Raw genomic sequence first — 25,502 nt, 5'->3', positions numbered from 1 at the left:
TTGGCTTGCTTGGGCGGCCGGCCTCTTAACCGGATCACCAAGTTATAGTATATTACATTATCGTCGCGCTTGCGCGTCAAGCGAAAATTCAGCGATCATTGCCGCAATGGGACAAATCGTTCGTAAGCCGTTCAAAACTTACCACCATGGCGACCTCCGCGAAGCCCTGATCCAGGCCGCGTTACGCGAGGTCGAGCTCGGTGGTCCCGAGGCGATCAGCATCAAGGCGCTGGCCAAGCAGCTCGGCGTCTCGCAGCCGGCGCCGTACCGGCATTTCGCCGACCGCGAGGCGCTGCTGGAGGCGGTGACCGCGGAAGCGTTCCGGCAGTTCAACGTGATCATGCGCGAGGCGATCGAGCAGTCGGGCAAAGGCTCGAAGCTGTCGCGCTTTGCCCAGGCCGCGCTCGCCTTCGGGCTCGAGCGCCACGGCATCTACCGGCTGATGTTCGCGTCGCGCACCATGGCCTGCGCGCCCAAGGGCAGCGAGCTGCACACCGCGGCGATGGAAACGCTGGCGCTGCTGATCGAGTCGTTCGAGGCGCCCGCGGTCGGGCTGCTGCGCGAGCGGCAGGCGCTGAAGATCTGGGCCGGGCTGCACGGCATCGTGATGCTCGCCGAGCAGGGCCTGCTCACCGGCGAGTCCGCGCAGATCAGCCGCGAGGAGTTGCTGGACGAAATCGTCGAGCAGACCAAGGCGGCACTCACGGTGGCGCTGCAGGCGACGGAGGATAGGGCGTAGGCTTCGCGTCTTGGGGCCGCATCAACAGATTCATCACCTCATCCTGAGGAGCTTGCGCAGCAAGCGTCTCGAAGGACGAGTCCACGGACCGGGCCTCATGGTTCGCGACGGCGCGGAGCCTGTCATCGGGCCGCGCTTCGCGCGGACCCGTTGGCGCCTCCTCACCATGAGGGAGCGGCCCTCTACCTCGGCGGACGCGGATCGATCGGCGTGGTGCCGCGCACGCCCAGAATGTCCTCCAGCACTTTCGCGCCGGCCAGCAGCTGCGCTTCGGCACGCGGCTTGGCGACCATCTGCAGGCCGACCGGCAGGCCCGAGGCGGTGAAGCCGCAGGGCAGCGAGAGCGCCGGACAGCAGGCCAGCGTGATCGCGTAGACGATGCCGAGCCATTCGACGTAATTGTCGAACTTCTTGCCGTCGCACTCGGCGACATAGCGGTTCTCGACCGGGAACGGCGCCACGATGGTCGCGGGCGCCAGCAGCAGGTCGTACTTGTCGAAGAATTCGAGCGCGCGCGCCGTCATCGCGACGCGCTGCGCCTCGGCGCGTTCGAGCTTCTCGACCGTGAGCTTCAACCCTTCCTCGATGTTCCAGATCACCTCGGGCTTCAGCAAATCGCGCTTGGTTCGCAGCAATTCGGCCTTGCTGATCGCGAAATCGAACGCGCGCAACACGTGGAAGCATTCATGGGCTTCGCGCAGATCGGGATGCGCCTCCTCGACGATCGCACCGGCTTCCGCAAACCGCTCCGCCGCCTTGCGGGTCACCGCCTTGACTTCGGGATCGACCGGCGTGATGCCGAGATCGGGCGAATAGGCGATGCGTTTCGGCTTGCTGCCGGAGCGGGCTGCGGACAGGAACGACGTCGGCAGTGCGGGCAGCGACAGCGGATCGGCGGCGTGCTCGCCGCTCATCGCGTCGAGCAGCAGCGCGAGGTCCTCGACATTGCGCGCCATCGGTCCCTGCACCCCGAGGGTACGGTCGACACCGAATTTCGGCGTGTGCGCGACGCGGCCGATCGACGGCCGCAGGCCCACGATGCCGCAGAAGCTCGCCGGGTTGCGCAGGCTGCCGCCCATGTCGGAGCCGTGCGCGAGCCACGCGGTGCCGCTCGCCAGCGCCGCCGCGGCGCCGCCGGAGGAGCCGGCGGCCGAGCGCGACGTGTCCCAGGGATTGCGGGTCGGACCGAACACCTCGTTGAAGGTGTTGGCGCCGGCGCCGAATTCCGGCGTGTTCGACTTGGCGTAGATCACGCCACCATTCTGTTCGAGGCGCTCGACCAGGATGTCCGACTTCGCCGGGATGTTGTCCTTGAAGATCGGCGAGCCCTGCGTGGTCAGCACGCCGGCGACGGCAGTGAGATCCTTGATTGGAACGGGAAGGCCCGCGAGCAGGCCGCGCTCGCTGACAGGTTTCTGCATCAGGGCCTTGGCGTGGGTGCGGGCGCGGTCGAAGCAGAGCGTCGGCAGTGCGTTGACCTTGCCGTCCACCTCGGCGATGCGCGTCTCCAGCACGTCGAGCAGATCGAGCGGCGTGACGTCACCGGCCTTCAGCTTCTCGACGACGGCACACGCCGTTTCCTTCACCAAGCCCTGATCAGCCATGCGCCGTTGCTCCTATGCCTTCTGTTTGCTTGTGCTGTAGAACATTTCCTGCCGTCGTGGCAATGCGACGTGAACGGAGGGGGTGGGGATGGCAGCGTTGTTTTCCGCGCTGGACTGGCGCGCAATGAGCCAAGAGGAGCGCGATCTCGGTCTGAACAACGGCGTTGCCGTCAAGGGCAGCGCCGAGATTGCTGCGGGATGGGAGCAGCGCTCGGCGGCATTGCGGCAGAAGCACGCGCAACATCTCGACCTCCGATATGGCCCGCGTGAGCGCAACCGGATCGATTTCCTGAAGGCACGCGACGGCGCGCCGACGCTGCTGTTCATCCACGGCGGCTACTGGCAGACCCGTGCCAAGGAAGTGTTCACGATCTTCGCCGAGGGGCCGATGGCCCATGGCATCAATGTCGCGCTGATCGGCTATACGCTGGCGCCCGATGCGACGCTCGATGACATCGTCGCCGAGATCCATGCTGGCATCGACTTTCTGGCCGGGCAGTTGCCCGCGCTCGGAGCCGCTGCCGAGGGCATCGTGGTGTCGGGCTGGTCGGCCGGCGGACATCTGACATCGATGGCGCTGTCGAACGCCCATGTCCGGGCCGGCATGGCGATCTCGGGAATCTACGACCTCGAGCCGATCAGGCATTCCTACCTCAACGAAAAGCTCAAGCTCGACGAAGCGGCGTCGCGGCGCAACTCGCCGATGATGGCGGAAGGCGGTACGGCAAAGCCGCTGTCGCTTGTGGTCGGCAGCGCCGAATTGCCGCTGCTGCGCAAGCAGACCGCCGATTTCGCCGGCCATCGCGCCCGTTACGGCTTGCCGGTGACCTATGAGGAGATCGCCGGCGCCGATCATTTCTCCATCATGAACCAGATGCTGGCGCCGCAGGGCCGCATCACGACGCTGATCCGGCAGTTGTTCGAGCGGACGGTTGGTTGACGTCATCCCCGCGCAAAGGCTTCGCCTTTGTCGCTGGAGGCGCGAGCCTTGCGGCGCAATTGCGCCGCTGGGCGAGCCTCGAAGGATGACGTAGCCCGTGGCCGTGGCCCATCCTTCGAGACGCCGCTTCGCGGCTCCTCAGGATGACGTCGCGGCAAGCGGTGACGTCATCCCCACCCCGACGTCAGCCCGCCATCCACGGTGTAGATCACGCCGGACGTATAGCCGGCGCGGTCGGACGCCAGGAACGCCATCAGGTCGCCGATCTCGCGCGCATGTGCGGGGCGGCCGAGCGGCAGACCTTTCTGGAACTCCTTGTAGCGGTTCTCGTCACCGAACTGGTTTTTGGCACGGGTCTTGAGCAGCGTGACGTGGCGGTCGGTACCGACAGGGCCGGGATTGATGCCGACGACGCGGATATTGTCGGCGAGGCTCTTGCCGCCGAGCGCGCGGGTGAACGCCATCAGCGCCGCATTGCCGGCGCTGCCGCAGACGTAGTTGGCGTCGAACTTCTCGCCGGCTGCGCCGATGTCGTTGACGATCACGCCGCCACCGCGTGCCTTCATCTGGGCATAGACTGCGCGCGTCAGGTTGACATAGCCGAACACCTTGAGCTCCCAGGCGTGCCGCCATGTCGCCTCGTCGATCTTGTCGATCGAGCCGCCCGGGATGTCGCCGGCATTGTTGACGAGGATGTCGATGTCGGCGGCTTCTCTTGCCAATCGCGCCAGATCTTCGGATTTGCGCAGGTCGACCACGCTGATCGCCGCGTCGATCTGATGCGCCGAACGGAGCCGCTCGGCCAGTTCCTTCAATTGCTCGCCGTTGCGGGCGGCGAGCAGCAGATTGGCGCCTTCCTCGGCAAAGGCTTCGGCGGCGGCCGCGCCAATGCCCTTGGAGGCGCCGGTGATCAGGACACGCTTGCCGCGCAGATGCAGATCCATGGGATGTCTCGCTTGGTATGAGGAGTGGGGTGTCGGCGAATTTGGTGGGGCAGGGTCGCGCCGCGGTCAACACTGCACTGCAGCGTTGCGCTCGCGCGAAGTTTGGTCCATTGCAGGACCATCAGAATAGGCGGCATTGCCGGCCGGGCAAATCACAAGGGTGTTCTCGATGAGCAGTGCAAAGAAGCAGTATCGGATTGCGGTCATTCCCGGTGACGGCATCGGCAAGGAAGTGATGCCGGAGGGCCTGCGCGTTATCGAGGCGGCGGCGAAGAAGCACGGCGTCGACGTGAAGTTCGACCATTTCGGCTTCGCCTCCTACGACTATTACGAGAAGCACGGCGAGATGATGCCGGCCGACTGGAAGGACAAGATCGGCAAGCATGACGCGATCTATTTCGGCGCGGTCGGCTGGCCGGCCAAGATCCCGGATCACATCTCGCTGTGGGGCTCGCTGATCAAGTTCCGCCGCGAGTTCGACCAGTACGTCAACCTGCGCCCGGTGCGGCTGATGCCCGGCGTGCCGTCGCCGCTGGCGAACCGCAAGCCCGGCGACATCGATTTCTGGGTGGTGCGCGAGAATACCGAGGGCGAATATTCTTCCGTCGGCGGCCGCATGTTCCCGGACACCGACCGCGAATTCGTCACCCAGCAGACCGTGATGACCCGCACCGGCGTCGACCGCATCCTGAAATTCGCGTTCGATCTGGCGCAGTCGCGGCCGAAGAAGCATTTGACCTCGGCGACCAAGTCGAATGGCATCTCCATCACCATGCCCTACTGGGACGAGCGCGTGGAGGCGATGGCCAAGAAATATCCGGGCGTGAAGTGGGACAAGTACCACATCGACATCCTGACCGCGAATTTCGTGCTGCATCCGGACTGGTTCGACGTCGTGGTCGGCTCCAATTTGTTCGGGGACATTCTTTCCGATCTCGGCCCGGCCTGCACCGGCACGATCGGCATCGCGCCGTCGGGCAACATCAATCCGGAAGGCGATTTCCCCTCTGTGTTCGAGCCGGTGCACGGCTCGGCGCCTGACATCGCCGGGCAGGGCATTGCCAACCCGATCGGCATGATCTGGTCGGGCGCGATGATGCTGGAGCATCTCGGCGAGAAGCAGGCAGCTAGCGCCATCGTCGGCGCGATCGAGCGCACGCTCGGCGAACGCACGCTGCGCACGCGCGACCTCGGCGGCAATGCCGACACCACGGCGTGCGGCAAGGCGGTCGCGGAGATGGTGGATTAGGCTACGCTGTCAGCCACATCGTCGTCCCTGCGAAAGCAGGGACCCATAACCACAGACGTTCGTTGTCGAAGCGAGCTGTGGCTCCAGCGTTATGCAACAATGACCTTCGGTGGTTATGGGTCCCGGCTCGCGCTTCGCTTGGCCGGGACGACAGTGGAGATTACCCCTTCACGATCCTGCGGCAATGCTCCCACGCCGCGTGGATCAAATTCTCGCTCGCCTCGGGCGTGCGGAAGGCGGAGTGCGCCGACAGCGTCACGTTCGGGATCTTGGTCAGCGGGTGATCCTTCGGCAGCGGCTCGATGTTGTAGACATCGAGGCCGGCGTGGCGGATGTGGCCCGAATTGAGCGCATCGATCATCGCCTGCTCGTCGACGATCGCGCCGCGCGCGGTGTTGATCAGCACCACGCCCTTTTTCATCTTCGCGATCTTGTCGCGCGTGATCAGGCCGCGGGTCTCGTCGTTCAGCAGCAGGTGGATCGAGACCACGTCGCTGTTGGCCAGCACGGTGTCGAGCTCGACGAATTCGACGCCGGGATGGCTCCTGGGCGACCGGTTCCAGGCGATCACCTTCATGCCGCTGCCGAGCGCGATGCGGGCGACCTCGGCAGCGATGCCGCCGAAGCCGACGAGGCCGAGCGTCTTGCCGGTGAGCTGCATGCCGTCCTCGCGCAGCCAGTTGCCGGCGCGCATCTCGCGGTCCATCTGCGCGATCACGCGCGCCGACGACCACATCAGCGCGATCGCCGATTCCGCGACCGCGGTGTCGCCATAGCCCTTGATCAGGTGCACGGAAATGCCGAGCTCGGCGAGCTCTTCCGGGTTCATGTAGCTGCGCGCGCCGGTGCCGAGGAACACGACGTGCTTCAGGCCGGCGCACTTTTTCGCAATCTCGGTCGGCAGCGCGGTGTGGTCGACCACCGCGATCTCGGCGCCGTCGAGCACCGCCGGATAGTCCTCGGACTTGATGTCCGGGTTGCGGTTGATCCGCATCCTGGGATCGCCTGATTTTTCCAGGCGCTCGGTGATGACAGCGAGCGATTCATTGGCGTCGACAAACACTGCGCGCACGAAAGCCTCCATCCGATGAGGAGAAATGATGATCAGGACGCGACGCCGGCGAGCGCCAGCACCGTATGCATCAGGACGTTGGCGCCGGCGGCGCAATCGGTCTGCTTGGCGTCTTCCAGCTCATTATGGCTGATGCCGTCCTTGCAGGGCACGAACACCATTGCTGCCGGCATCACCGTGTTGAGGTTGCAGGCATCGTGGCCGGCGCCCGAGGTGATGCGGCGGTGCGAATAGCCGAGCTGTTTCGCCGCATTCTCCACCGCGTCGACCAGTTTGGGATCGAAATGCGTCGGCGCCTTGCGCCAGACGAGATCAAGCTGCACCTCGACCTTGCGCTTTGCTGCGATCTCGCTCACGGCGGCACGCAGGTCGCGATCCAGCGCATCCATGATCGCGGCGTCGGCGCTGCGGCAATCCACCGTGAAGGCGATCTCGCCGGGGATGACGTTGCGCGAGGGCGCGGCGATCACGGCCTCGCCGATGGTGCCGACTGCCTTCGGGCCGTGCTTCTTCGCGATGCTCTCCATCGCCAGCACGATCTCGGACAGCGTCGCCAGCGCATCGCGGCGCAGCGGCATCGGGGTCGAGCCGGCGTGGCTCTCGAAGCCGGTGATCTTGCCGTCGTACCACAACACGCCCTGGCCGGAATCGACCACGCCGATGGTCTTGTTCTCGGCCTCCAGGATCGGACCCTGCTCGATATGCAGCTCGACGAAGCTGGTGAACTTCTGGCGGCCGACCGGGGCGTCGCCGCGATAACCGATCGTGTCCAGCGCCTGCGCCACCGTGACGCCTTCGGCGTCCTTGCGCGACAGGATGTCGTCGGTGGTGAAGTCGCCGACATAGGCGGCGGAGGCCATCATCGCCGGCGCAAAGCGCGAGCCTTCTTCATTGGTCCAGTTGCAGATGCAGATCGGCAGCTCGGTCTCGATGCCGGCATCGTTCAGCGTACGCACCATTTCGAGCGCCGCCAGCGTGCCGAGCACGCCGTCATATTTGCCACCGGTCGGCTGGGTGTCGAGATGCGAGCCGACGCCGATCGGCGGCTTCGACATGTCCCGTCCTTTCCTTAAGCCGAACATCGAGCCCAGCGCGTCGACCTGCACCTCGAGGCCCGCGTCCTCGCACGCCTTGCGGAACCAGTCGCGCACCTGCTTGTCTTCGGCGCTCAGGGTCAGCCGCCGCACGCCGCCCTTGGGCGTTGCACCGAACTGCGCGGTTTCGTGGATGGTGCCCCAGAGGCGGGCGGAATCGATCTGCAGGTTGGTGGCGGCTCGGCTCATGTCGTCAGTCCATTTTTATTTTCGTCATTCCGGGGCGATGCGTCAGCATCGAACCCTAATGCGCAATTGCGCATTATGGAATCTCGAGATTCCCCGGTGCGCGGTTGCGCACCTGAGGTCTGGTCCTTCGGACCATCCCGGAATGACGTTCGATTATCCGGCAATCGTTCAATGACGCGCCACTCTCGCGCCGTCAACCGCCACGCTCGCCTGCGCGATCTGCCTGGCGAGATTGGCGACGCGCTCGATGGCGACCGCATCGGGCGAGGCGAGCCAGCTCGCGGTGAAGGTGAGGGGCGGCAGCTTGAGGTCGGTGTCGAGCAGTTGCAGCCGCCCGTCGGCAAGCTCGTTCTCGACGATCGCCGCCGGGATCACCGCGATGCCAAGCCCTTCATTGGCCATGTGGATCACGGTCGCGAGCGAGGTCGAGGCGTGCAGCCGGATCGGCGGCAGATCGGGGGCGTTGAACAGCGCGCGCACGGTTTCGTAGGGCTGGGTCTTGCGCGGAAAGGTGATGATCGGAAACCGCGCCAGGTCCTGCCGCGCCACCGGGCCGTCGCCGAGGCCGAGCGCCGGGCTCGCCAGGAAACCGATCGGGTAATCGCACAGCACATGGTTGTGCGCGCCGGAGGCCGAGACCGGTCCGAGCACGAAGGCGAGCTCGATCTCCTGCGCCAGCAGCCGCTGCGTCAGATTGGGCGTGATGTCGACCTCGATCTCCAGCGACAGGTTCGGGTAGACCTCGTTGACGCTCTTGACGAGGCGCGGCAGCCAGGTGTGCACGATGGTCTCCGCGACACCGAGCCGCAGCGCGCCGCGCATCGCGGAACGGTCGCCGACCTCGGCCATCATCTCCGAACGCAGGCCGATCAGCTTCTCGGCATAGATCATCATCAGCCGCCCGCTCGGGGTCGGCGAGGCCACCCGGTGGTCGCGGTTGAGCAGCTTGACGCCCATTTCGCGCTCGAGCTGGGCAATGCGCTGGGAGATCGCCGGCTGGGTGGTGTTGAGCCGCTGGGCGGCGCCGCGGAAGCTGCCGAGCTTGACGACCCAAAGGAATGTCTCGATCGAGCGGAAGTCCGTCATTGGAAGTATTTTCCCGATCGATAAATCTGTTTTATCGATTTTGATTAGAAAGGACGATTAGACATTATACCACGCTTGGTGTTGGTTTGTCCTTGTCGAGATTATGGGCAGGAGAATCCCATGACTGTTTTTGCGGCAGTGCAGCGATCTCAGGGGGAGCCGGTGCCGGCGAGCGTCGAAGCGCGCCGCGCCTGCCGTGACGGCGTGGCCTCGGCCACCACGGCCGGCCTCGCCAATGGTTTCGTCCAGGGCAATCTCGCGATCCTGCCGGAAAAGCTCGCCGGCGCCTTCCACCGCTTCTGCCAGCTCAATCCGAAGCCGTGCCCGATCATCGGCATGTCCGATGTCGGCGACCCCCGCATTCCGGCGCTCGGCCTCGACCTCGACATCCGCACCGACGTGCCGCGCTACCGGGTCTGGCGCGACGGCGAGGTGGCGGACGAGCCGACCGACATCACCAAATACTGGCGCGACGATCTCGTCACCTTCGTGCTCGGCTGCTCCTACTCGTTTGAAGAGGCGCTGCTGGATGAGGGCCTGCCGATCCGTCACATTGAACGCAATCTGCGTGTGCCAATGTACCGGACCAATATCGCCTGCAGCCCGTCGGCGCCGTTCGCGGGACCCATGGTGGTGTCGATGCGCCCGTTCAAGCCGGCGGATGCGATCCGCGCGGTGCAGATCACCTCGCGCTTTCCGTCCGTGCATGGCGCGCCGGTCCATCTCGGCCATCCGCATGCGATCGGCATCAAGGATATCGCCAAGCCCGATTACGGCGATGCGGTACCGGTCGCCGATGACGAGATCCCGGTGTTCTGGGCCTGTGGCGTCACGCCGCAATCGGTGATCGCAAGCGCGAAGCTGCCGTTCGCGATCACGCATTCGCCGGGCCTGATGCTGGTGACCGATCTCAGGAACAAGCAGCTCGCTGTGCTCTGAATAGGCAATTCGTGCAATTCATTGAGGCTTTACTGCGCGCTACAAGCGTCACATCGATAATAACAAGCTGACCAAGGGGAAATTTCGATGACGATCTCTCGCCGTAACGTGTTGCTGGGTGCCACTGCCGCCGCGGCGCTCGGTCCGATGGCCGCGCGCGCGCAGGCCAGTGAAGTGGCAATCGGCGTGATCTATCCGCTCTCGGGCGCCAGCGCCCAGATCGGCGTCGACGCGCAGCGCGCGTTCGAGACCGCGGCAGACATCATCAACAAGAACTATGATTTCGCGCTGCCGCTCGCCAAGGGCGAGGGCCTGTCCGGCCTGGGCGGCGCCAAGGTCAAGCTCGTGTTCGCCGACCACCAGGCCGATCCGCAGAAGGGCCGCGCCGAAGCCGAGCGCCTGATCACGCAGGAGAAGGTCTGCGCCGTGATCGGCACCTATCAGAGCGCGGTCGCCGTCACCGTCAGCCAGATCTGCGAGCGCTACGGCGTTCCGTTCCTCTCGGCCGACAATTCCTCGCCGAGCCTGCATCGCCGCGGCCTGAAATACTATTTCCGCGCCTCGCCGCATGACGAGATGTTCTCGACCGCGATGTTCGATTTCTTCGATGCGATGAAGAAGAAGGGCCAGAAGATCGAAACGCTGGCGCTGTTCCACGAGGACACCATCTTCGGCACCGATTCGGCGAACGCGCAGACCAAGCTCGCCGGCGAGCGCGGCTACAAGATCGTGGCCGACATCAAGTACCGCGCCAACTCGCCGTCGCTGACCGCCGAGGTGCAGCAGCTCAAGGCGGCGAATGCCGACGTGCTGATGCCGTCGAGCTACACCACCGACGCGATCCTCCTGGTCAAGACCATGGCCGAGCTCGGCTACAAGCCGAAGAACATCATGGCGCAGGACGCCGGCTTCTCCGAGAAGGCGACTTATGACGCGGTCGGCGACAAGCTCGAGGGCGTGATCTCGCGCGGCAGCTTCTCGCTCGACCTGGCGCAGAAGCGTCCGATGGTCGGTCTGATCAACGAGATGTACCGTGCCAAGTCCGGCAAGGACTTCAACGACTATTCGTCGCGCCAATTCATGGGCCTGATCGTGATGGCGGACGCCATCAATCGCGCCAAGTCGACCGACGGCGAGAAGATCCGCGAGGCGCTGGTCGCCACCGACATGCCGGGCGATCAGACCATCATGCCGTGGCGGCGCGTCAAGTTCGACGAGATGGGGCAGAACAACTTCGCAGATCCGGTGCTGTTGCAGTACTCCGCGAAGAACTTCGTGACGATCTTCCCGGAACAGGCCGCCGTCTCCGAGGCGATCTGGCCGATGAACAGCTGATCGGTCGGGCGCCGGAGCTCCGTTCCGATTGTACCGGAACGGAGCCCCGGATTCTTGTTGCGACGCGTTTTCCTAGCGCGAACCGGTATCCACTTCGCTCGAAAACGCTCTAGAGGGGACAGACGGCGGTGACAGCCGAGACCATTATCCAGAGTTTGGCGAGCGGCCTGTTGATGGGCCTGCTCTACGGACTGATCGCCGCAGGCCTCGCATTGATCTTCGGATTGATGGACGTCGTGAATTTCGCGCACGGCGAATTCCTGATGATCGCGATGTACGCGACCTTCTTCCTGTTCGCGTTCTTCGCGATCGATCCCTTGCTCTCGGCGCCGCTGGTCGCCGCGGCGCTGTTCGTGTTCGGCGCGGTGGTCTATCTGTTGATCGTCCGCTTCGCGATGCGCGCCAAGGCCAATGCCGGCATGGTGCAGATCTTCTCGACCTTCGGCCTGGCGATCGTGATGCGGGGCCTCGCCCAGTTCTTCTTCACGCCCGACTACCGCAGCGTCACCAACTCCTGGGTCGGCGGCAAGACGGTGTCGATCGCCGGCATCTATCTGCCGGAGCCGCAGCTGATCGGCGCGATGCTGTCGATCGCGGCCTTCGTCGCGCTCTACTTCTTCATCAATCGCACCGATTTCGGCCGCGCGCTCGAGGCGACGCGCGAGGATGCCGGCGCGGTGGCGCTGGTCGGCATCGACAAAAACCGGGTGTTCGCGCTCGGCTGGGGCCTTGGTGCTGCGCTGGTCGGCCTCGCCGGCGCCATCATGGCGATCTTCTTCTACGTCTATCCCGATGTCGGCGCGTCGTTCGCCCTGATCGCCTACGTCACCGTGGCGCTCGGCGGCTTCGGCAGCGTGTTCGGCGCCTTTGCCGGTGGCATCATCGTCGGCCTGGTGGAGGCGACCACCGCGCTGATTCTGCCGCCGTCGCTGAAATCGGTCGGCATCTATGCCGTTTACCTGCTGGTCGTCTTCATCCGCCCGCGTGGCCTGTTCGGATCGATGTGATGGACACCCAGTTCGCCCAACGCCGCAGGCGTGACCTGATCGTGGCGGCCTGCCTCGCGGTGATCGCCGCGCTGGTGCCGCTGTTCGTCAAGGACGTCTACGTCCAGAACATCATGGTGCTGACGCTGATGTATGCGGCGCTGTCGCAGAGCTGGAACATCCTGTCCGGCTATTGCGGGCAGATCTCGCTCGGCCACGCGCTGTATTTCGGGCTCGGCGCCTACACCACCGCGCTGCTGTTCACCAAGTTCGGCGTGCTGCCGTGGTTCGGCATGCTGGCGGGCGGGGCGATCTCCGCCTTGATCGCGATGGCGCTCGGCTATCCCTGCTTCCGCCTGCGCGGGCACTATTTCGTGATCGCGACCATCGTGATCGCCGAGATCGCGCTGCTGTTGATCCAGAACTGGGATTGGGCCGGCGCGGCGCTCGGCATCGACATCCCGGTGCGCGGCGACAGCTGGCTGAAATTCCAGTTCACGCGCTCGAAGCTGCCATATTTCTATTTCGCGCTGGCGCTGGCCTGCATCGCCTGGTTCGTCACCTGGTGGCTGGAGGATTCCAAATGGGGCTATTGGTGGCGCGCGGTGAAGGACAATCCGGACGCGGCCGAAAGCCTCGGCGTGGTCGTGTTCAATTCCAAGATGGGCGCGGCGGCGGTCTCGGCCTTCCTGGTTGCGGTCGGCGGCAGCTTCTACGCCCAGTTCGTCTCCTACATCGATCCTGAGAGCGTGATGGGCTTCCAGTTCTCGCTGCTGATGGCGCTGCCCGCGGTGCTTGGCGGCATCGGCACCTTGTGGGGCCCGGTACTGGGCGCGGTCATCCTGATCCCGCTCACCGAGCTGACGCGCTCGTTCATCGGCGGCTCCGGGCGCGGCGTCGACCTCATCGTCTACGGCACGCTGATTGTCGTGATCTCGCTGGCGCTGCCGCGCGGCCTGGTCAGCGTGTTCTCCCTGCGCAAGGGAGCCGCACGATGACGGCGCTGCTGGAAACGCGCGGAGTCTGGCAGCGCTTCGGCGGCCTCGTCGCCAACAGCGATGTCTCGATCTCGGTCGGGCGCGGCGAGATTGTCGGCCTGATCGGCCCGAACGGCGCTGGCAAATCGACGCTGTTCAACCTGATCGCGGGCGTGCTGCCGCCGACCCAGGGCTCGATCATCTTCGACGGCGAGGACGTGACCAAGCTGCCGGCGGCGGAACGCTGCCAGCGCGGCGTCGGGCGCACCTTCCAGGTCGTCAAGAGTTTCGAGACCATGACCGTGATCGACAACGTCATCGTCGGCGCGCTGATCCGCAACACAAAGATGCGCATCGCGCGGCAGAAGGCCTATGAGGTGCTGGAGTTCTGCGGACTTGCGGCGCGCGCCGACAAGCTGGCCGCTGATCTGGTGCCGTCGGAGAAGCGCCGGCTCGAGGTCGCCCGCGCGCTCGCCACCGAGCCGAAGCTGCTGCTGCTCGACGAAGTCCTCACCGGACTGACGCCGGTCGAGGCACAGACCGGCGTCGAGCTGGTGCGCAAGGTGCGCGCCGCCGGCATCACCGTGCTGATGGTCGAGCACGTCATGGAGATCGTGATGCCGCTGGTCGACCGCGCCATCGTGCTCAATCTCGGCAAGGTGCTGGTCGAGGGCAAGCCGACCGAGGTCGTCCGCAATCCGGAAGTCATTTCTGCCTATCTCGGGGATCGTCATGCTGTCGGTGCGTGAAGTCACCACCGCCTATCAGGGCCTCGTCGCGATCTCCTCGGTGTCGATCGACGTCACCAAGGGCGAGATCGTCTGCGTCGCCGGCGCCAACGGTGCGGGCAAGTCGACGCTGCTCAAATCGATCGCCGGCGCCGAGCGGCCGCGCGCAGGGACCGTCACCTTCGACGGCAAGCGCATCGACGGCCAGCCGCAGCACGTCATCACGTCAAGCGGCATCGCTTACGTGCCGGAGAACCGTCGGCTGTTTCCGCGGCTCTCGGTGCGCGATAATCTGCGGCTCGGCAGCTATCTCTATCGCAGCCAATCCGACCGCGACGCGCCGCTCGATCTGGTCTTCAAGCTGTTCCCGCGACTTGGCGAACGGCTCGACCAGCGTGCCGAGACCTTGTCCGGCGGCGAGCAGCAGATGCTCGCGATCGGCCGCGCGCTGATGACACGGCCGCGGCTTCTGATGCTCGACGAGCCCTCGCAGGGCATCATGCCGAAACTGGTCGACGAGATCTTCCAGGCCGTGAAGCGCATCCGCGACGCCGGCATGACGGTCCTGATCGTCGAGCAGCGCATGGCCGAGTGCTTGGAGATCGCCGACCGCGCCTACATCCTGCAGACCGGCCGCGTGCTGATGCAGGGCACCGCGGCCGAGATCAGCGGCAATCCGGATGTGCGGAAAGCGTATCTGGGGCTGTAGCGACGGAATATCTCCACGCACGCAACCGTCCGGGCGTCCCGCATATCGCTGCGCTCATGCGGGCTACTGATCCAGCCCACGCAACCTACTTGCCCTCGTCGATCTTTTCGACCTTGGCGGCGAGGTCCGGCACGCGGCTGACGCGGTAGGTCGCGTTGCTGCAGGTCAGCGTCCAGGCCTCGTTGTCGGGCTTGGAGAGCTTGTCGTCCCGTTCGGCCTTGAGCGGCTTGTCGCAAGGATAGCCCTGCGCGCGCAGCTGGGTTGCCAGCATGCCTTGCAAGGTCTCTTCGGTCCGTGCGTCGGACGCCGCAAGGCCAACGGCGAACGGAACCGCTAACGCCAAGCCTGTGAACCTCATCATGACTGTCTTCCGCATATCGATCCTCCGCTTGATCTAGTGAGGGTGATCCGGCAGCACGAGCCCGAACGTCCTGGTCAAATCCGCCACCTGGTCGGGCGACAAATAGCGCGGGTTCAGCCCGCGCAGCAGCAGATAGAGCTTTGCGGTTTCCTCGAGCTCCTCGGTCGCGAACACCGCCGCTTCCAGCGTATCGCCCGACACGACGGGCCCATGATTGGCGAGCAGCACCGATGAATATTTCCCGGCCAGCCCCCGGATCGCGTCGGCAACGGCGGGATCGCCGGGGCGATAATAGGGCACCAGTGCGGTCTGGCCGCACTTCATGACGTAATAGGCCGTCATCGGCGGCAGCGCGGCGCGCGGATCGATCTCGGGCAGCATCGAGAGCGCGACCGAATGGGTCGAGTGCAGGTGCACCACGGCGCCGGCGGAGCCGCGCGTCTGGTAGAGCGCGGTGTGCAGCGGCACCTCCTTGGTCGGGGCGTCGCCGGAGACGAGCCGGCCGTCGCCGTCGAGCCGTGACATTTTCGCCGGATCGAGGAAGCCGAGCGAGGCGTCGGTCGGCGTCACCAGCCAGCCGCCGTCCGCGAGCCGGACGCTGATATTGCCCGACGAGCCCGGCGTCAGGCCGCGCTCGAACAGCGAGCGGCCGAAGCGGCAGATGTCCTCACGAAGCTTTGTTTCGCTCATCCGGTTTCGCTCGTGGCGCCATCCTTGGCGCTATCCGTTTTCCGCTTTGTCTCATGCTTTGGCAGCGCGGCCAAGCCGTGATAGGCAAGCAGCAACGAGCATGATCCGGACCCGGCGGGCCGCGCTGGCGCAAAGTGGCAGCCGGTTTTCCGAAAAGATCACGCTCAAACAACTAAAAATGTTCAGGGATCGCCACATGTCCAGTTCCGCAACATCACGTGTCGCCGTCATCGGGCTGGGCTCGATGGGATACGGCATGGCGACCTCGCTCAGGCGGGCCGGTTTCGAGGTGACCGGCTGCGACGTGTCGGCCGATGCGGTGGCGCGCTTCGTCGCCGACGGCGGCAAGGGCGCCAGGTCGCCGGCCGAGGCGGCCCGGGATGCCGACATCGTCGTCAGCGTCGTCGTCAATGCCGCGCAGACTGAAGGGATCCTGTTCGGCAAGGACGGCGTCGCCGAGACCTTGGCGAAGGACGCGGTCTTCATCTCCTCGGCGACCATGGATCCCGATATTGCGCGGCGTCTCGCAAAACAGCTCGAGGCGACCGGCCGGCATTATCTTGACGCCCCGATCTCCGGCGGCGCGCAGCGCGCGGCGCAGGGCGAATTGACGATTCTCGCGTCCGGCAGCGCGGCGGCGTTTGCGAAGGCGCGGCCGGCGCTGGATGCGATGGCGGCAAAACTCTACGAGCTCGGCGATGCCGCGGGGCAGGGCGCTGCGTTCAAGATGATCAACCAGTTGCTGGCCGGCGTGCACATCGCTGCCGCCTCCGAGGCGATCGCCTTTGCCGCCAAGCAAGGCCTCGATATCCGCAAGGTCTATGAGGTGATCACCGCCTCCGCCGGAAATTCCTGGATGTTCGAGAACCGCATGCCGCATGTGCTCGATGGCGACTATGCGCCGCGCAGCGCGGTGGAGATCTTCGTCAAGGACCTCGGCATCATCCAGGACATGGCGCGCAATGCACGCTTCCCGGTGCCGGTCTCGGCCGCGGCCTTGCAGATGTTCCTGATGACCGCGGCCGCCGGCATGGGCCGCGACGACGATGCGTCGGTGGCGCGGATGTATGCGCAGGTTACCGGCACCAAGCTTCCAGGCGAGAAATAAGAGGATCCTGCAATGCCCCGTTTTGCCGCCAACCTCACCATGATGTTCAACGAGGTCCCGTTCCTCGACCGCTTCGAGGCGGCGGCGAAAGCGGGCTTCACCGCGGTCGAATTCCTGTTTCCTTACGACCATCCGGCCGAGGAGGTCGGCAAGCGGCTGAAGGGCAATGGGCTGACGCAGGCGCTGTTCAACCTGCCGCCGGGCGACTGGAACGCCGGCGAGAAGGGGTTTGCCGCGCTGCCCGACCGTTTCGCCGACCTCCAGCAAAGCCTGAAGACCGCGCTGCCCTATGTGCAGGCGACCGGCGTCAAGCGGGTGCATTTGATGGCCGGGATCGCCGACCGCAGCGATCGACGCGCAGTGGAAGCCTTTTACAAATCCGTCGCGAACGCCGCGGAGTTCTTCGCGCCGCACGGCCTCGACGTCGTGATCGAGCCGATCAATCCGCGCAACGTGCCCGGCTACTTTCTCAACGATTTCAACTTCGCGTACGACCTGATCAGCGAGCTGAAGATTCCGAACCTCAAGCTGCAGTTCGACATCTACCACTGCCAGATCATTCATGGCGACGTCACCATGCGGCTGCGCGAGATGATGCCGATCATTGGCCACATCCAGATCGCGTCGATCCCCTCGCGCAACGAACCCGATGGCGAGGAGCTAAACTATCCGTTTCTGTTCGGCGAGCTCGACCGGCTCGGCTATGGCGGCTTCGTCGGCTGCGAATACAATCCGCGCGGCAAGACCACCGAGGGTCTCGCCTGGTTCAAGCCCTATGCCGGAGTGAAGCCGTGACATCAGCCGGAAAGCTGTCTCTCGGTTGCATCGCCGACGACTATACCGGCGCCTCCGATCTCGCCAACACGCTGACCCGCGCCGGCCTGCGCACGGTGCAGACCATCGGCGTGCCCGCGGACGATCTCGCGCTGCCCGAGGTCGACGCTGTCGTGGTGTCGCTGAAGAGCCGTTCGATCGAGCCCGGCCTCGCCGTAACGCGTTCGCGTGCGGCGGAGGCCTGGCTGCGCGGCCGCGGCGCCAAACATATCCTGTTCAAGATCTGCTCGACCTTCGATTCAACCGATGCCGGCAATATCGGCCCCGTGATGGACGCGCTGCGCGCCGATTCCGGGGATGCCATCGTGCTGGTGACGCCGGCGTTCCCCGAGACCGGCCGCACCGTCTACCAGGGCAATCTGTTCGTCGGCTCGGTGCCGCTGAACGAGAGCCCGCTGAAGGACCACCCGCTCAACCCGATGCATGATTCCAATCTGGTTCGCGTGCTGGCGCGGCAAAGCACGACCAAGGTCGGTCTGGTCGATCTGGCGACGCTGAGCCGCGGCGCGGACGCCGTCCGGGCAAAGCTCGCCGAGCTCGCGCAAGGCGGCATCGGCGCCGCCATCGTCGATGCGGTGTTCGACCGGGACCTCGAGACCATCGGGCAGGTGGCGCTGGATCACCGTCTTTCGGTCGGCGCTTCCGGCATCGGGCTCGGTCTGGCGCGGGCGCTGGTCGCCGCGAGCAAGGCCAAACCGGATACGGCGGATGCGATGCTGGCGACGCCGGTCGGTGGCCCGGCAGCGTGCCTTGCCGGCAGTTGCTCGCAGGCGACCTTGCGCCAGATCGCCAACGCCGAGAAGGTGATGCCGGTTCTGCACCTCGATCCCGAGCAGGTGATCGCCGGCAGGGACGAGGCGCGACGCGCGCTCACCTGGGCGAAGGATCGGCTCGGGTCGGGACCAATCCTGATCGCGAGCAGCTCGACCCCGGATGAGGTGGCAGCTCTGCAATCCCGTCATGGTCGTGATGCAGCCGGGCATGCCATCGAACAGGCGATGGCCGACATCGCGGAGGGGCTGGTGCAGTCGGGTGTGCACAGGCTGGTGGTCGCCGGTGGTGAAACTTCAGGCGCCGTGGTCGATCGCCTGGGCATCCCGGGATTCCTGGTCGGCGCGGAAATCGCGGCAGGCGTGCCGGTTCTGCGCGCAGTCGGCGCCAAGAATGGCGAGATGGTGCTTGCCTTGAAATCGGGCAATTTCGGCGGGCCGGAGTTCTTCTCGGACGCGCTGGCGCTGATGACATGATGCGCCCCTTGCGCATCATGTCACGGCGATGACCGATATCTCAGTAGTTCAACGGGGAACCAAATTAACCCTACTTAAGGAGGGGGGCTGGCTTTGATGTCGGCGGCGTCCCGCCGCGCCCTCAGCCATTCGATCGGGCTTCGCGAGCCCGATATCAAGAGACCCCACGATGTTCGCCAAATTCTCGATCCGCGCCAAGATCATTGCCGTGGTTGCATTCCTGCTCGTCGCGATGACCGGCATGGGCTTGCTCGCCGTCTGGAATATGCGCGCAATCAACGCCAGCACGGTCGACATCACGACCAACTGGTTGCCGAGCGTGCGCGTGTTGGGCGAGCTGCGCGCCGGGGTGATCACCTATCGCAACGTGATCCGCGAACACCTGCTCTCGGAAACGCTCGAGGAGAAGCTGGCCGTCGAAAAGACGCTCGCCAGCGTCGTCGAGGCGAACACCAAGGCCCGCGCCAAGTACGAGCCGATGATCACCTCACCCGAGGAGCGGGCGCTCTACCGGCAATGGACTGACGTCTGGGACAGGTACCGCAAGGGTACCGAAGAGGTGATGGCCCTGTCGCGCAAGGAAGCCGGCAAGCTCCCGCATGAGGCGCATGAGCTCAACTCCAAGGTCGTGAACAAGATCGGTCTTGAGGCGGACGAGATCCTGAACAAGGATATCGAGTTCAACAACACCGGTGCGGACAAGGCCGCGCAGGATGCCGCCAGCAACTACGGCTCGGCGCTGATGATGGTCGCCATCCTGCTCGGCATTGCCATCCTGGTCGGCGTCGGCGTCAGCTTCCTGATGATTCGCGACGTCTCGTCGGGCATTGCTTCGATCGTGGCGCCGATGCAGGCGCTGGGTCGCGGCGACCTGACCGCAAACGTCCCGCATCAGGGCGAGAAGACCGAGATCGGCGCGATGGCCGATACGCTGCAGGTGTTCAAGGAAGCCCTGGTCGCCAAGAAGGCGGCCGATGAAGCCGCCGCTGCCGACGCCGAAGCCAAGATCGAGCGCGGCCGCCGGGTCGATACCATCACCCGCAATTTCGAACAGATGATCGGCGAAATCGTGCAGACCGTGTCGTCGGCCTCGACCCAGCTCGAAGCCTCCGCCGGCACGCTGTCATCGACCGCCCGGCGTTCGCAGGAGCTGACCACGTCGGTTGCCGCCGCGTCCGAGGAGGCCTCGACCAATGTCCAGTCGGTGGCGTCGGCGACCGAGGAGCTGTCGTCTTCGGTGACCGAGATCAGCCGCCAGGTGCAGGAGTCGGCACGGATGGCCGGCGATGCAGTCGTCCAGGCGCGCACCACCAACGATCGCGTCAGCGAGTTGTCGAAGGCGGCCGCGCGGATCGGCGACGTCGTCGAGCTGATCAACACCATCGCCGGCCAGACCAATCTGCTGGCGCTGAACGCGACGATCGAGGCGGCGCGCGCCGGCGAAGCCGGCCGCGGCTTCGCCGTGGTGGCGTCCGAGGTGAAGGCGCTCGCCGAGCAGACCGCCAAGGCGACCGGAGAGATCGGCCAGCAGATCGCCGGCATCCAGACCGCGACCCAGGAGTCGGTCGGCGCGATCAAGGAAATCTCCTCGACCATCGAACGGCTGTCGGAGATCTCGTCCACCATTGCCGCCGCGGTCGAAGAGCAGGGCGCGGCGACGCAGGAAATCTCCCGCAACGTGCAGCAGGCGGCGCAGGGCACCCAGCAGGTCTCGGCCAACATTACCGACGTGCAGCACGGCGCCAACGAAACCGGCTCGGCTTCGTCCCAGGTGCTGTCGGCGGCGCAGTCGCTGTCGGGCGACAGCAACCGCCTCAAGCTCGAAGTCGGCAAGTTCCTCGACGCGGTCCGCGCCGCCTGATCCGGCGCCGCCGCTCGGGCGGCCGCCATCCTTCACCTAACCGATGCCGACGTGGTGGGCTGACCCGGCCCACCACGTTTTACATTTTCGCAGAGCAGCGATGCGTTAAGCTCGCGTCAGCCGAAATAGCATCCTCGGCCTGCTCGCATTCGCAGCAGAGCCGTCTCTTTTTGACGACGATCCGCGCGCGATCGGCGGCACCGTGCCCGGCAGGGTCGATCGGAGCGCGCAGCCTCACGCACTATGCCGAGGAAGTGAAAGCCGCCGCGGCTCCGCGGGTTGGCGTTTTGCCCGCCATCGGGTAAATCGGCCGCTGCGGAACGGCTTTTGCAATGTCGATTCCTCTGCCTGGGCGGGCTTCATTTCGGGAACGCTTCTTTTATGATCGCACTGGTCCGTATCGCGCTGAGCCGGCCATATACTTTCGTCGTGCTCGCGATCCTGCTGCTGATTATCGGACCGCTGGCGGCGTTGCGCACGCCGACCGACATCTTCCCGGACATCCGCATCCCCGTGATCGGCGTGGTCTGGCAGTACACCGGCCTGCCGCCGGACCAGATGTCCGGCCGCATCACCACGCCGTTCCAGCGCGCGCTGACCACGACCGTCAACGACATCGAGCACATCGTCGCCAATTCCTATAACGGCGTCGGCATCATCAAGATCTTCTTCCAGCCCAACGTCGACATCCGCACCGCCAACGCGCAGGTCACCGCGATCTCGCAGACCCTGCTCAAGCAGATGCCGCCGGGCGCGACCCCGCCGCTGATCCTGAACTACAGCGCCTCGACGGTTCCGATCATCCAGGTCGCGCTGTCGGGCGAGGGACTGACCGAGCAGAACCTCGCCGATATCGGCATCAACCAGCTGCGCACGCCGCTGGTCACCGTGCCTGGTGCTGCGATCCCGTATCCGTTCGGCGGCAAGCAGCGTCAGGTCCAGATCGACCTCAATTCGACCGCGCTGCAGGCGCGCGGCCTGTCGGGCCAGGACGTTGCCAATGCGCTCGCCGCGCAGAACCTGATCACGCCGGTCGGCACGCAGAAGATCGGCAATTTCGAATACACCATCAACCTCAACAACTCGCCGCTGCGGCTCGAGGAGCTCGGCGACCTGCCGATCAAACAGGTCAACGGCGCGATGGTCTATGTGCGGGACGTCGCCTCGGTGCGCGACGGCAACCCGCCGCAGACCAACATCGTCCATGTCGACGGCAACCGCTCGGTCTTGATGATGGTGCTGAAGGCCGGCGCCACCTCGACGCTCGATATCATCTCCGGCATCAAGCAGAAGGTGATCGAGGTCAAGGATCAGATGCCGGATGCGCTCAAGATCGGCTTCATCGGCGACCAGTCGGTGTTCGTCCGCGGCGCAATCACCGGCGTCGCCTTCGAGGGCGTGATCGCCGCGCTGCTCACCAGCATCATGATCCTCTTGTTCCTCGGCAGCTGGCGCTCGACCGTCATCATCGCGGTGTCGATCCCGCTGTCGGTGCTCGGCGCCATCATCATGCTGTCCCTGATCGGCGAGACGCTGAACATCATGACGCTCGGCGGCCTCGCGCTCGCGGTCGGCATCCTCGTCGACGACGCCACGGTGACGATCGAGAACATCAATTATCACCTCGAGCAGGGCAAGCCGGTCGAGCAGTCGATCCTCGACGGCGCCAACCAGATCGTGACGCCGGCCTTCGTCTCGCTGCTCTGTATCTGCATCGTGTTCGTGCCGATGTTCTTCCTCACCGGCGTGGCGCGCTTCCTGTTCGTGCCGATGGCCGAAGCGGTGATGTTCGCGATGATCTGGTCCTTCATCCTGTCGCGCACGCTGGTGCCGACCATGGCGAACTATTTGCTGCAGGCGCATGTGCATCATGAGGGCGCGCCGCCGAAGTCGCGCAATCCCCTGGTCTGGTTCCAGCGCGGCTTCGAGGCGCGGTTCGAGCGCATCCGCAGCGGCTATCGCGGCTTGCTCGCGATGGCGCTTGGTCACCGCACGGTGTTCGTGAGCTGCTTCCTCGCGGTCGTCGCCGCGTCGTTCCTCTTGGTGCCGTTCCTCGGGCGCAACTTCTTCCCGTCGGTCGACGCCGGCAACATCCTGATGCATGTCCGCACCCAGGTCGGCACCCGCGTCGAGGAGACCGCCAACCAGCTCGCCGACATCCAGAAGGCGATCCGCAAGCTGGTGCCCGGCGAGATCGAGACCATGACCGACAATATCGGCATGCCGATCTCCGGCATCAACATGACCTACAACAACACCGGCGTGATCGGTCCGCAGGACGGCGATATCCAGATCCGCCTGAAGGAAGGCCACAAGCCGACCGAGGAACACGTCCGCACGCTGCGCGAGCAATTGCCGCGGCTGTTCCCGGGCACCAGCTTCGCGTTCCTGCCGGCCGACATCGTCAGCCAGATCCTGAACTTCGGCGCGCCGGCGCCGATCGATTTGCAGATCCGCGGCGCCAATCTCGAGGCCAACTTCGCCTATGCCAACAAGCTGCTGGCCGGGATCAAGCGGATTCCCGGCATCGCCGATGCGCGGATCCAGCAGTCGCCGAACAACCCGACCTTCAACATCGATGTCGATCGCACCCGCGCGCAATATGTCGGCCTGACCGAGCGCGACGTCACCAACTCGCTGGTGGTCAACCTCGCCGGCTCCTCGCAGGTGGCGCCGACCTATTACCTCAATCCCGACAACGGCGTGTCGTATTCGATCGTGATGCAGACGCCGCAATACCAGATCGACTCGCTGAGCGCGCTGCAGACCCTGCCGATCACCGCGACCGGCAACACCCAGGCGCCGATCCTCGGCGGCATCGCCGACATCAAGCGCGCGACCTCGAGCGCGGTGGTGTCGCAATATGACATCCAGTCGCTGGTGCAGATCTACGCCACGACGCAAGGCCGCGATCTCGGCGGCGTCGCGACCGACGTGCGCAAGCTGATCGCCGACACCGCCAAGGAGGTGCCGAAGGGCACGTCCGTGGTGCTGCTCGGCCAGGTGCAGACCATGAACTCGGCCTTCACCGGCCTCTTGTTCGGCCTGCTCGGCGCCGTCGTCTTGATCTACTTCCTGATCGTTGTGAACTTCCAGTCCTGGTCGGACCCGTTCGTGATCATCACAGCGCTGCCCGCTGCGCTCGCCGGCATCGTCTGGATGCTGTTTACGACGGAGACCACGCTGTCGGTCCCGGCGCTCACCGGCGCCATCATGTGCATGGGCGTGGCGACCGCCAACAGCGTGCTCGTGATCAGCTTCGCCCGCGAGCGCTATGAGGAACTCGGCGATCCCGTCGCGGCGGCCCTGGAAGCCGGCTTCGTCCGGTTCCGCCCGGTGCTGATGACCGCGCTCGCCATGATCATCGGCATGGCGCCGATGGCGCTGGGGCTCGGCGAGGGCGGCGAGCAGAACGCGCCCTTGGGCCGGGCCGTGATCGGCGGCCTGATCTTCGCCACCTTCGCGACCCTGATGTTTGTTCCCGTGGTATTCAGTATGGTACACAAGAAGCAAGGCGCCAAAGCCGCCGCCTCATCGGAGATTCCGCATGCCGCCCACTGAACAGCGCCCCCCGGTCTCACGCCGGAAGCTGGGCATCTTCGGCGTGGTGGCCCTGGTCGGGGCGGGCCTGATCGTCGGCACCGGGATCCGCGCCCGTGAGGAACAGGACACACGGCTGAAGGAATGGACCGACGACCAGGCCATTCCGACGGTCGCGGTGGCGCTGCCCAATGCCAAGGCGCTGAGCCCCACGATCGACCTGCCAGGCCGGCTCGAGGCCTACTCCCGCGCGCCGATCTATGCCCGGGTGTCCGGCTATCTCAAGAACTGGGACGCCGACATCGGCGCTCGCGTCAAGGCCGGCCAGGTGATCGCCGAGATCGAGGCGCCCGACCTCGACCAGCAATTGCTGCAGGCGCGCGCCGATCTCGCCAGCGCCCAGGCGTCCGCCAAGCTCTCCGAGGCCACGCTGAACCGGCGCAAGACGCTGGTGGCCTCGAACTTCGTCTCCGCCCAGGAGATCGACGAGCGCACTGCCGACCTTTCCAACAAGAACGGTGCGGTCAAGGCCGGCCAGGCCAATGTCGAGCGGCTGGAAGCGCTCGCCGGCTACAAGAAGATCACGGCGCCGTTCGACGGCGTGGTGACCTCGCGCGACACCGACGTCGGCGCGCTGATCAACGCCGGCGGTAACTCGGGCCCGGCGATGTTCACGATCTCGGACATCACCAAGCTGCGCGTCTATGTCAACGTGCCGCAGAATTACGTCCCGGCGATCAAGATCGGTGCCAAGGCCACGCTGGTACTGCCGGATTACCCGAACCGCACCTTCCAGGCGACGGTGGAAGCCTCCTCGCAGGCGGTCGATGTCGCCTCCGGCACGACGCGGATGCAACTCGGGCTCGACAACTCCTCCGGCGAATTGATGCCGGGCAGCTATGCCAGCGTGAAGCTGAACCTGCAGCGCGAATCCACGCCGCTCAGCATTCCCGCCAGCGCGCTGATCTTCAACAGCAGCGGCCTGCGGGTCGCAACCGTCGGTCCTGACGACAAGGTGCTGTTCAAGACCGTGAAGATCGGCCGCGACCTCGGCAAGGAGATCGAGATCGCCACCGGCCTTGCGCCCGACGACCGCATCATCACCGCCCCGCCGGACGGACTCGCCGACGGCGACCATGTGCGCGTCACCGGTGCCGGCGCCAAGGGCAAGCCGACCACGGCGTCCGAAAAGCAGGACGTGAAGGGGTAGGGCACAAGCCGCCCTTTACTTCGTCATGCCCGGGCTTGGCCCGGGCATCCACGTCTTACT

At 65.3% G+C, this 25,502-nt stretch carries 22 protein-coding genes; 15 read left to right on the top strand and 7 right to left on the bottom strand.

Features of this window, described 5'->3' with window-relative positions; translation table 11 throughout:
- The first annotated feature begins 106 nt into the window (after positions 1-106).
- Positions 107-739 (top strand): TetR/AcrR family transcriptional regulator, encoded by a 633-nt coding sequence (locus JEY66_RS31010; RefSeq protein ID WP_018270517.1) that lies wholly within the window; start codon positions 107-109, stop codon positions 737-739.
- Between the two features lie 182 nt (positions 740-921).
- On the opposite strand, the gene JEY66_RS31005 is transcribed toward JEY66_RS31010, so the two are convergent.
- Positions 922-2,343: an amidase gene (locus JEY66_RS31005; protein WP_018270518.1), complete on the bottom strand. Its 1,422-nt coding sequence runs from the start codon at positions 2,341-2,343 to the stop codon at positions 922-924.
- Between the two features lie 88 nt (positions 2,344-2,431).
- Here JEY66_RS31005 and JEY66_RS31000 point away from each other — a divergent pair, with 88 nt between their 5' ends.
- The gene (locus tag JEY66_RS31000; protein ID WP_018270519.1) at positions 2,432-3,283 is read left to right on the top strand and encodes an alpha/beta hydrolase; all 852 of its coding nucleotides are present in this window, start codon (positions 2,432-2,434) and stop codon (positions 3,281-3,283) included.
- A 167-nt stretch (positions 3,284-3,450) separates the two neighbouring features.
- On the opposite strand, the gene JEY66_RS30995 is transcribed toward JEY66_RS31000, so the two are convergent.
- Positions 3,451-4,227 carry an SDR family oxidoreductase gene (locus JEY66_RS30995; RefSeq protein ID WP_018270520.1) on the bottom strand — a complete coding sequence of 259 codons (777 nt, stop codon included), beginning with the start codon at positions 4,225-4,227 and terminating at the stop codon, positions 3,451-3,453.
- Positions 4,228-4,396: 169 nt separating this feature from the next.
- Between JEY66_RS30995 and JEY66_RS30990 the strand changes: the two genes are divergently transcribed.
- Positions 4,397-5,476 (top strand): tartrate dehydrogenase, encoded by a 1,080-nt coding sequence (locus JEY66_RS30990; protein WP_018270521.1) that lies wholly within the window; start codon positions 4,397-4,399, stop codon positions 5,474-5,476.
- Between the two features lie 160 nt (positions 5,477-5,636).
- On the opposite strand, the gene JEY66_RS30985 is transcribed toward JEY66_RS30990, so the two are convergent.
- The 3 genes from JEY66_RS30985 to JEY66_RS30975 all read right to left on the bottom strand — a co-directional run bounded on the left by JEY66_RS30985 (position 5,637) and on the right by JEY66_RS30975 (position 8,917).
- The gene (locus JEY66_RS30985) at positions 5,637-6,548 is read right to left on the bottom strand and encodes an NAD(P)-dependent oxidoreductase (RefSeq protein WP_026192484.1); all 912 of its coding nucleotides are present in this window, start codon (positions 6,546-6,548) and stop codon (positions 5,637-5,639) included.
- A 32-nt stretch (positions 6,549-6,580) separates the two neighbouring features.
- Positions 6,581-7,831 carry a Zn-dependent hydrolase gene (locus tag JEY66_RS30980; RefSeq protein ID WP_018270522.1) on the bottom strand — a complete coding sequence of 417 codons (1,251 nt, stop codon included), beginning with the start codon at positions 7,829-7,831 and terminating at the stop codon, positions 6,581-6,583.
- A 168-nt stretch (positions 7,832-7,999) separates the two neighbouring features.
- Positions 8,000-8,917 (bottom strand): LysR family transcriptional regulator, encoded by a 918-nt coding sequence (locus tag JEY66_RS30975; protein ID WP_016842867.1) that lies wholly within the window; start codon positions 8,915-8,917, stop codon positions 8,000-8,002.
- A gap of 120 nt (positions 8,918-9,037) precedes the next feature.
- On the opposite strand from JEY66_RS30975, the gene JEY66_RS30970 reads away from it, so the two are divergent.
- The 6 genes from JEY66_RS30970 (at position 9,038) to JEY66_RS30945 (ending at position 14,591) form a co-directional block, all read left to right on the top strand.
- Positions 9,038-9,856 carry a putative hydro-lyase gene (locus tag JEY66_RS30970; RefSeq protein ID WP_026192485.1) on the top strand — a complete coding sequence of 273 codons (819 nt, stop codon included), beginning with the start codon at positions 9,038-9,040 and terminating at the stop codon, positions 9,854-9,856.
- Between the two features lie 87 nt (positions 9,857-9,943).
- Positions 9,944-11,191, top strand: coding sequence for an ABC transporter substrate-binding protein (locus JEY66_RS30965; RefSeq protein WP_026192486.1), 1,248 nt, complete (start codon positions 9,944-9,946; stop codon positions 11,189-11,191).
- Positions 11,192-11,319: 128 nt separating this feature from the next.
- Positions 11,320-12,198: a branched-chain amino acid ABC transporter permease gene (locus JEY66_RS30960; protein WP_026192487.1), complete on the top strand. Its 879-nt coding sequence runs from the start codon at positions 11,320-11,322 to the stop codon at positions 12,196-12,198.
- The gene (locus JEY66_RS30955) at positions 12,198-13,175 is read left to right on the top strand and encodes a branched-chain amino acid ABC transporter permease (protein ID WP_016842863.1); all 978 of its coding nucleotides are present in this window, start codon (positions 12,198-12,200) and stop codon (positions 13,173-13,175) included. Before JEY66_RS30960 ends, JEY66_RS30955 begins: the two co-directional genes overlap by 1 nt.
- Positions 13,172-13,903, top strand: coding sequence for an ABC transporter ATP-binding protein (locus JEY66_RS30950; protein ID WP_016842862.1), 732 nt, complete (start codon positions 13,172-13,174; stop codon positions 13,901-13,903). The genes JEY66_RS30955 and JEY66_RS30950 overlap by 4 nt, the downstream gene beginning before the upstream one ends.
- Positions 13,887-14,591 (top strand): ABC transporter ATP-binding protein, encoded by a 705-nt coding sequence (locus JEY66_RS30945; RefSeq protein ID WP_018270525.1) that lies wholly within the window; start codon positions 13,887-13,889, stop codon positions 14,589-14,591. Before JEY66_RS30950 ends, JEY66_RS30945 begins: the two co-directional genes overlap by 17 nt.
- An 85-nt stretch (positions 14,592-14,676) precedes the next feature.
- Here the strand turns inward: JEY66_RS30945 and JEY66_RS30940 are convergent, their stop codons facing one another.
- Together JEY66_RS30940 and otnC are read right to left on the bottom strand one after the other, a co-directional pair.
- Positions 14,677-14,952, bottom strand: coding sequence for a hypothetical protein (locus JEY66_RS30940; protein WP_018270526.1), 276 nt, complete (start codon positions 14,950-14,952; stop codon positions 14,677-14,679).
- Positions 14,953-14,985: 33 nt separating this feature from the next.
- Positions 14,986-15,642 carry a 3-oxo-tetronate 4-phosphate decarboxylase gene (gene otnC / locus JEY66_RS30935; RefSeq protein ID WP_018270527.1) on the bottom strand — a complete coding sequence of 219 codons (657 nt, stop codon included), beginning with the start codon at positions 15,640-15,642 and terminating at the stop codon, positions 14,986-14,988.
- Between the two features lie 178 nt (positions 15,643-15,820).
- Here otnC and ltnD point away from each other — a divergent pair, with 178 nt between their 5' ends.
- From ltnD to JEY66_RS30905, 6 genes are all read left to right on the top strand, one after another.
- Complete coding sequence (gene ltnD / locus JEY66_RS30930; RefSeq protein ID WP_259171330.1) at positions 15,821-16,750, top strand: L-threonate dehydrogenase; 930 nt, start codon at positions 15,821-15,823, stop codon at positions 16,748-16,750.
- Positions 16,751-16,762: 12 nt separating this feature from the next.
- Positions 16,763-17,545 carry a 2-oxo-tetronate isomerase gene (gene otnI / locus JEY66_RS30925; protein ID WP_018270529.1) on the top strand — a complete coding sequence of 261 codons (783 nt, stop codon included), beginning with the start codon at positions 16,763-16,765 and terminating at the stop codon, positions 17,543-17,545.
- Entirely contained in the window at positions 17,542-18,831 is a 1,290-nt protein-coding gene (gene otnK / locus JEY66_RS30920; RefSeq protein ID WP_018270530.1) for a 3-oxo-tetronate kinase, read from the top strand. Before otnI ends, otnK begins: the two co-directional genes overlap by 4 nt.
- Before the next feature lie 169 nt (positions 18,832-19,000).
- Positions 19,001-20,692 carry a methyl-accepting chemotaxis protein gene (locus JEY66_RS30915; protein WP_018270531.1) on the top strand — a complete coding sequence of 564 codons (1,692 nt, stop codon included), beginning with the start codon at positions 19,001-19,003 and terminating at the stop codon, positions 20,690-20,692.
- Between the two features lie 381 nt (positions 20,693-21,073).
- Positions 21,074-24,253, top strand: coding sequence for an efflux RND transporter permease subunit (locus JEY66_RS30910; RefSeq protein WP_018270532.1), 3,180 nt, complete (start codon positions 21,074-21,076; stop codon positions 24,251-24,253).
- Positions 24,240-25,442 carry an efflux RND transporter periplasmic adaptor subunit gene (locus tag JEY66_RS30905; RefSeq protein ID WP_018270533.1) on the top strand — a complete coding sequence of 401 codons (1,203 nt, stop codon included), beginning with the start codon at positions 24,240-24,242 and terminating at the stop codon, positions 25,440-25,442. The genes JEY66_RS30910 and JEY66_RS30905 overlap by 14 nt, the downstream gene beginning before the upstream one ends.
- Positions 25,443-25,502 lie beyond the last annotated feature (60 nt).

Source organism: Bradyrhizobium elkanii USDA 76, assembly GCF_023278185.1.
Taxonomy (GTDB): domain Bacteria; phylum Pseudomonadota; class Alphaproteobacteria; order Rhizobiales; family Xanthobacteraceae; genus Bradyrhizobium; species Bradyrhizobium elkanii.
This window is presented reverse-complemented; position numbering and strand designations above follow the sequence as displayed.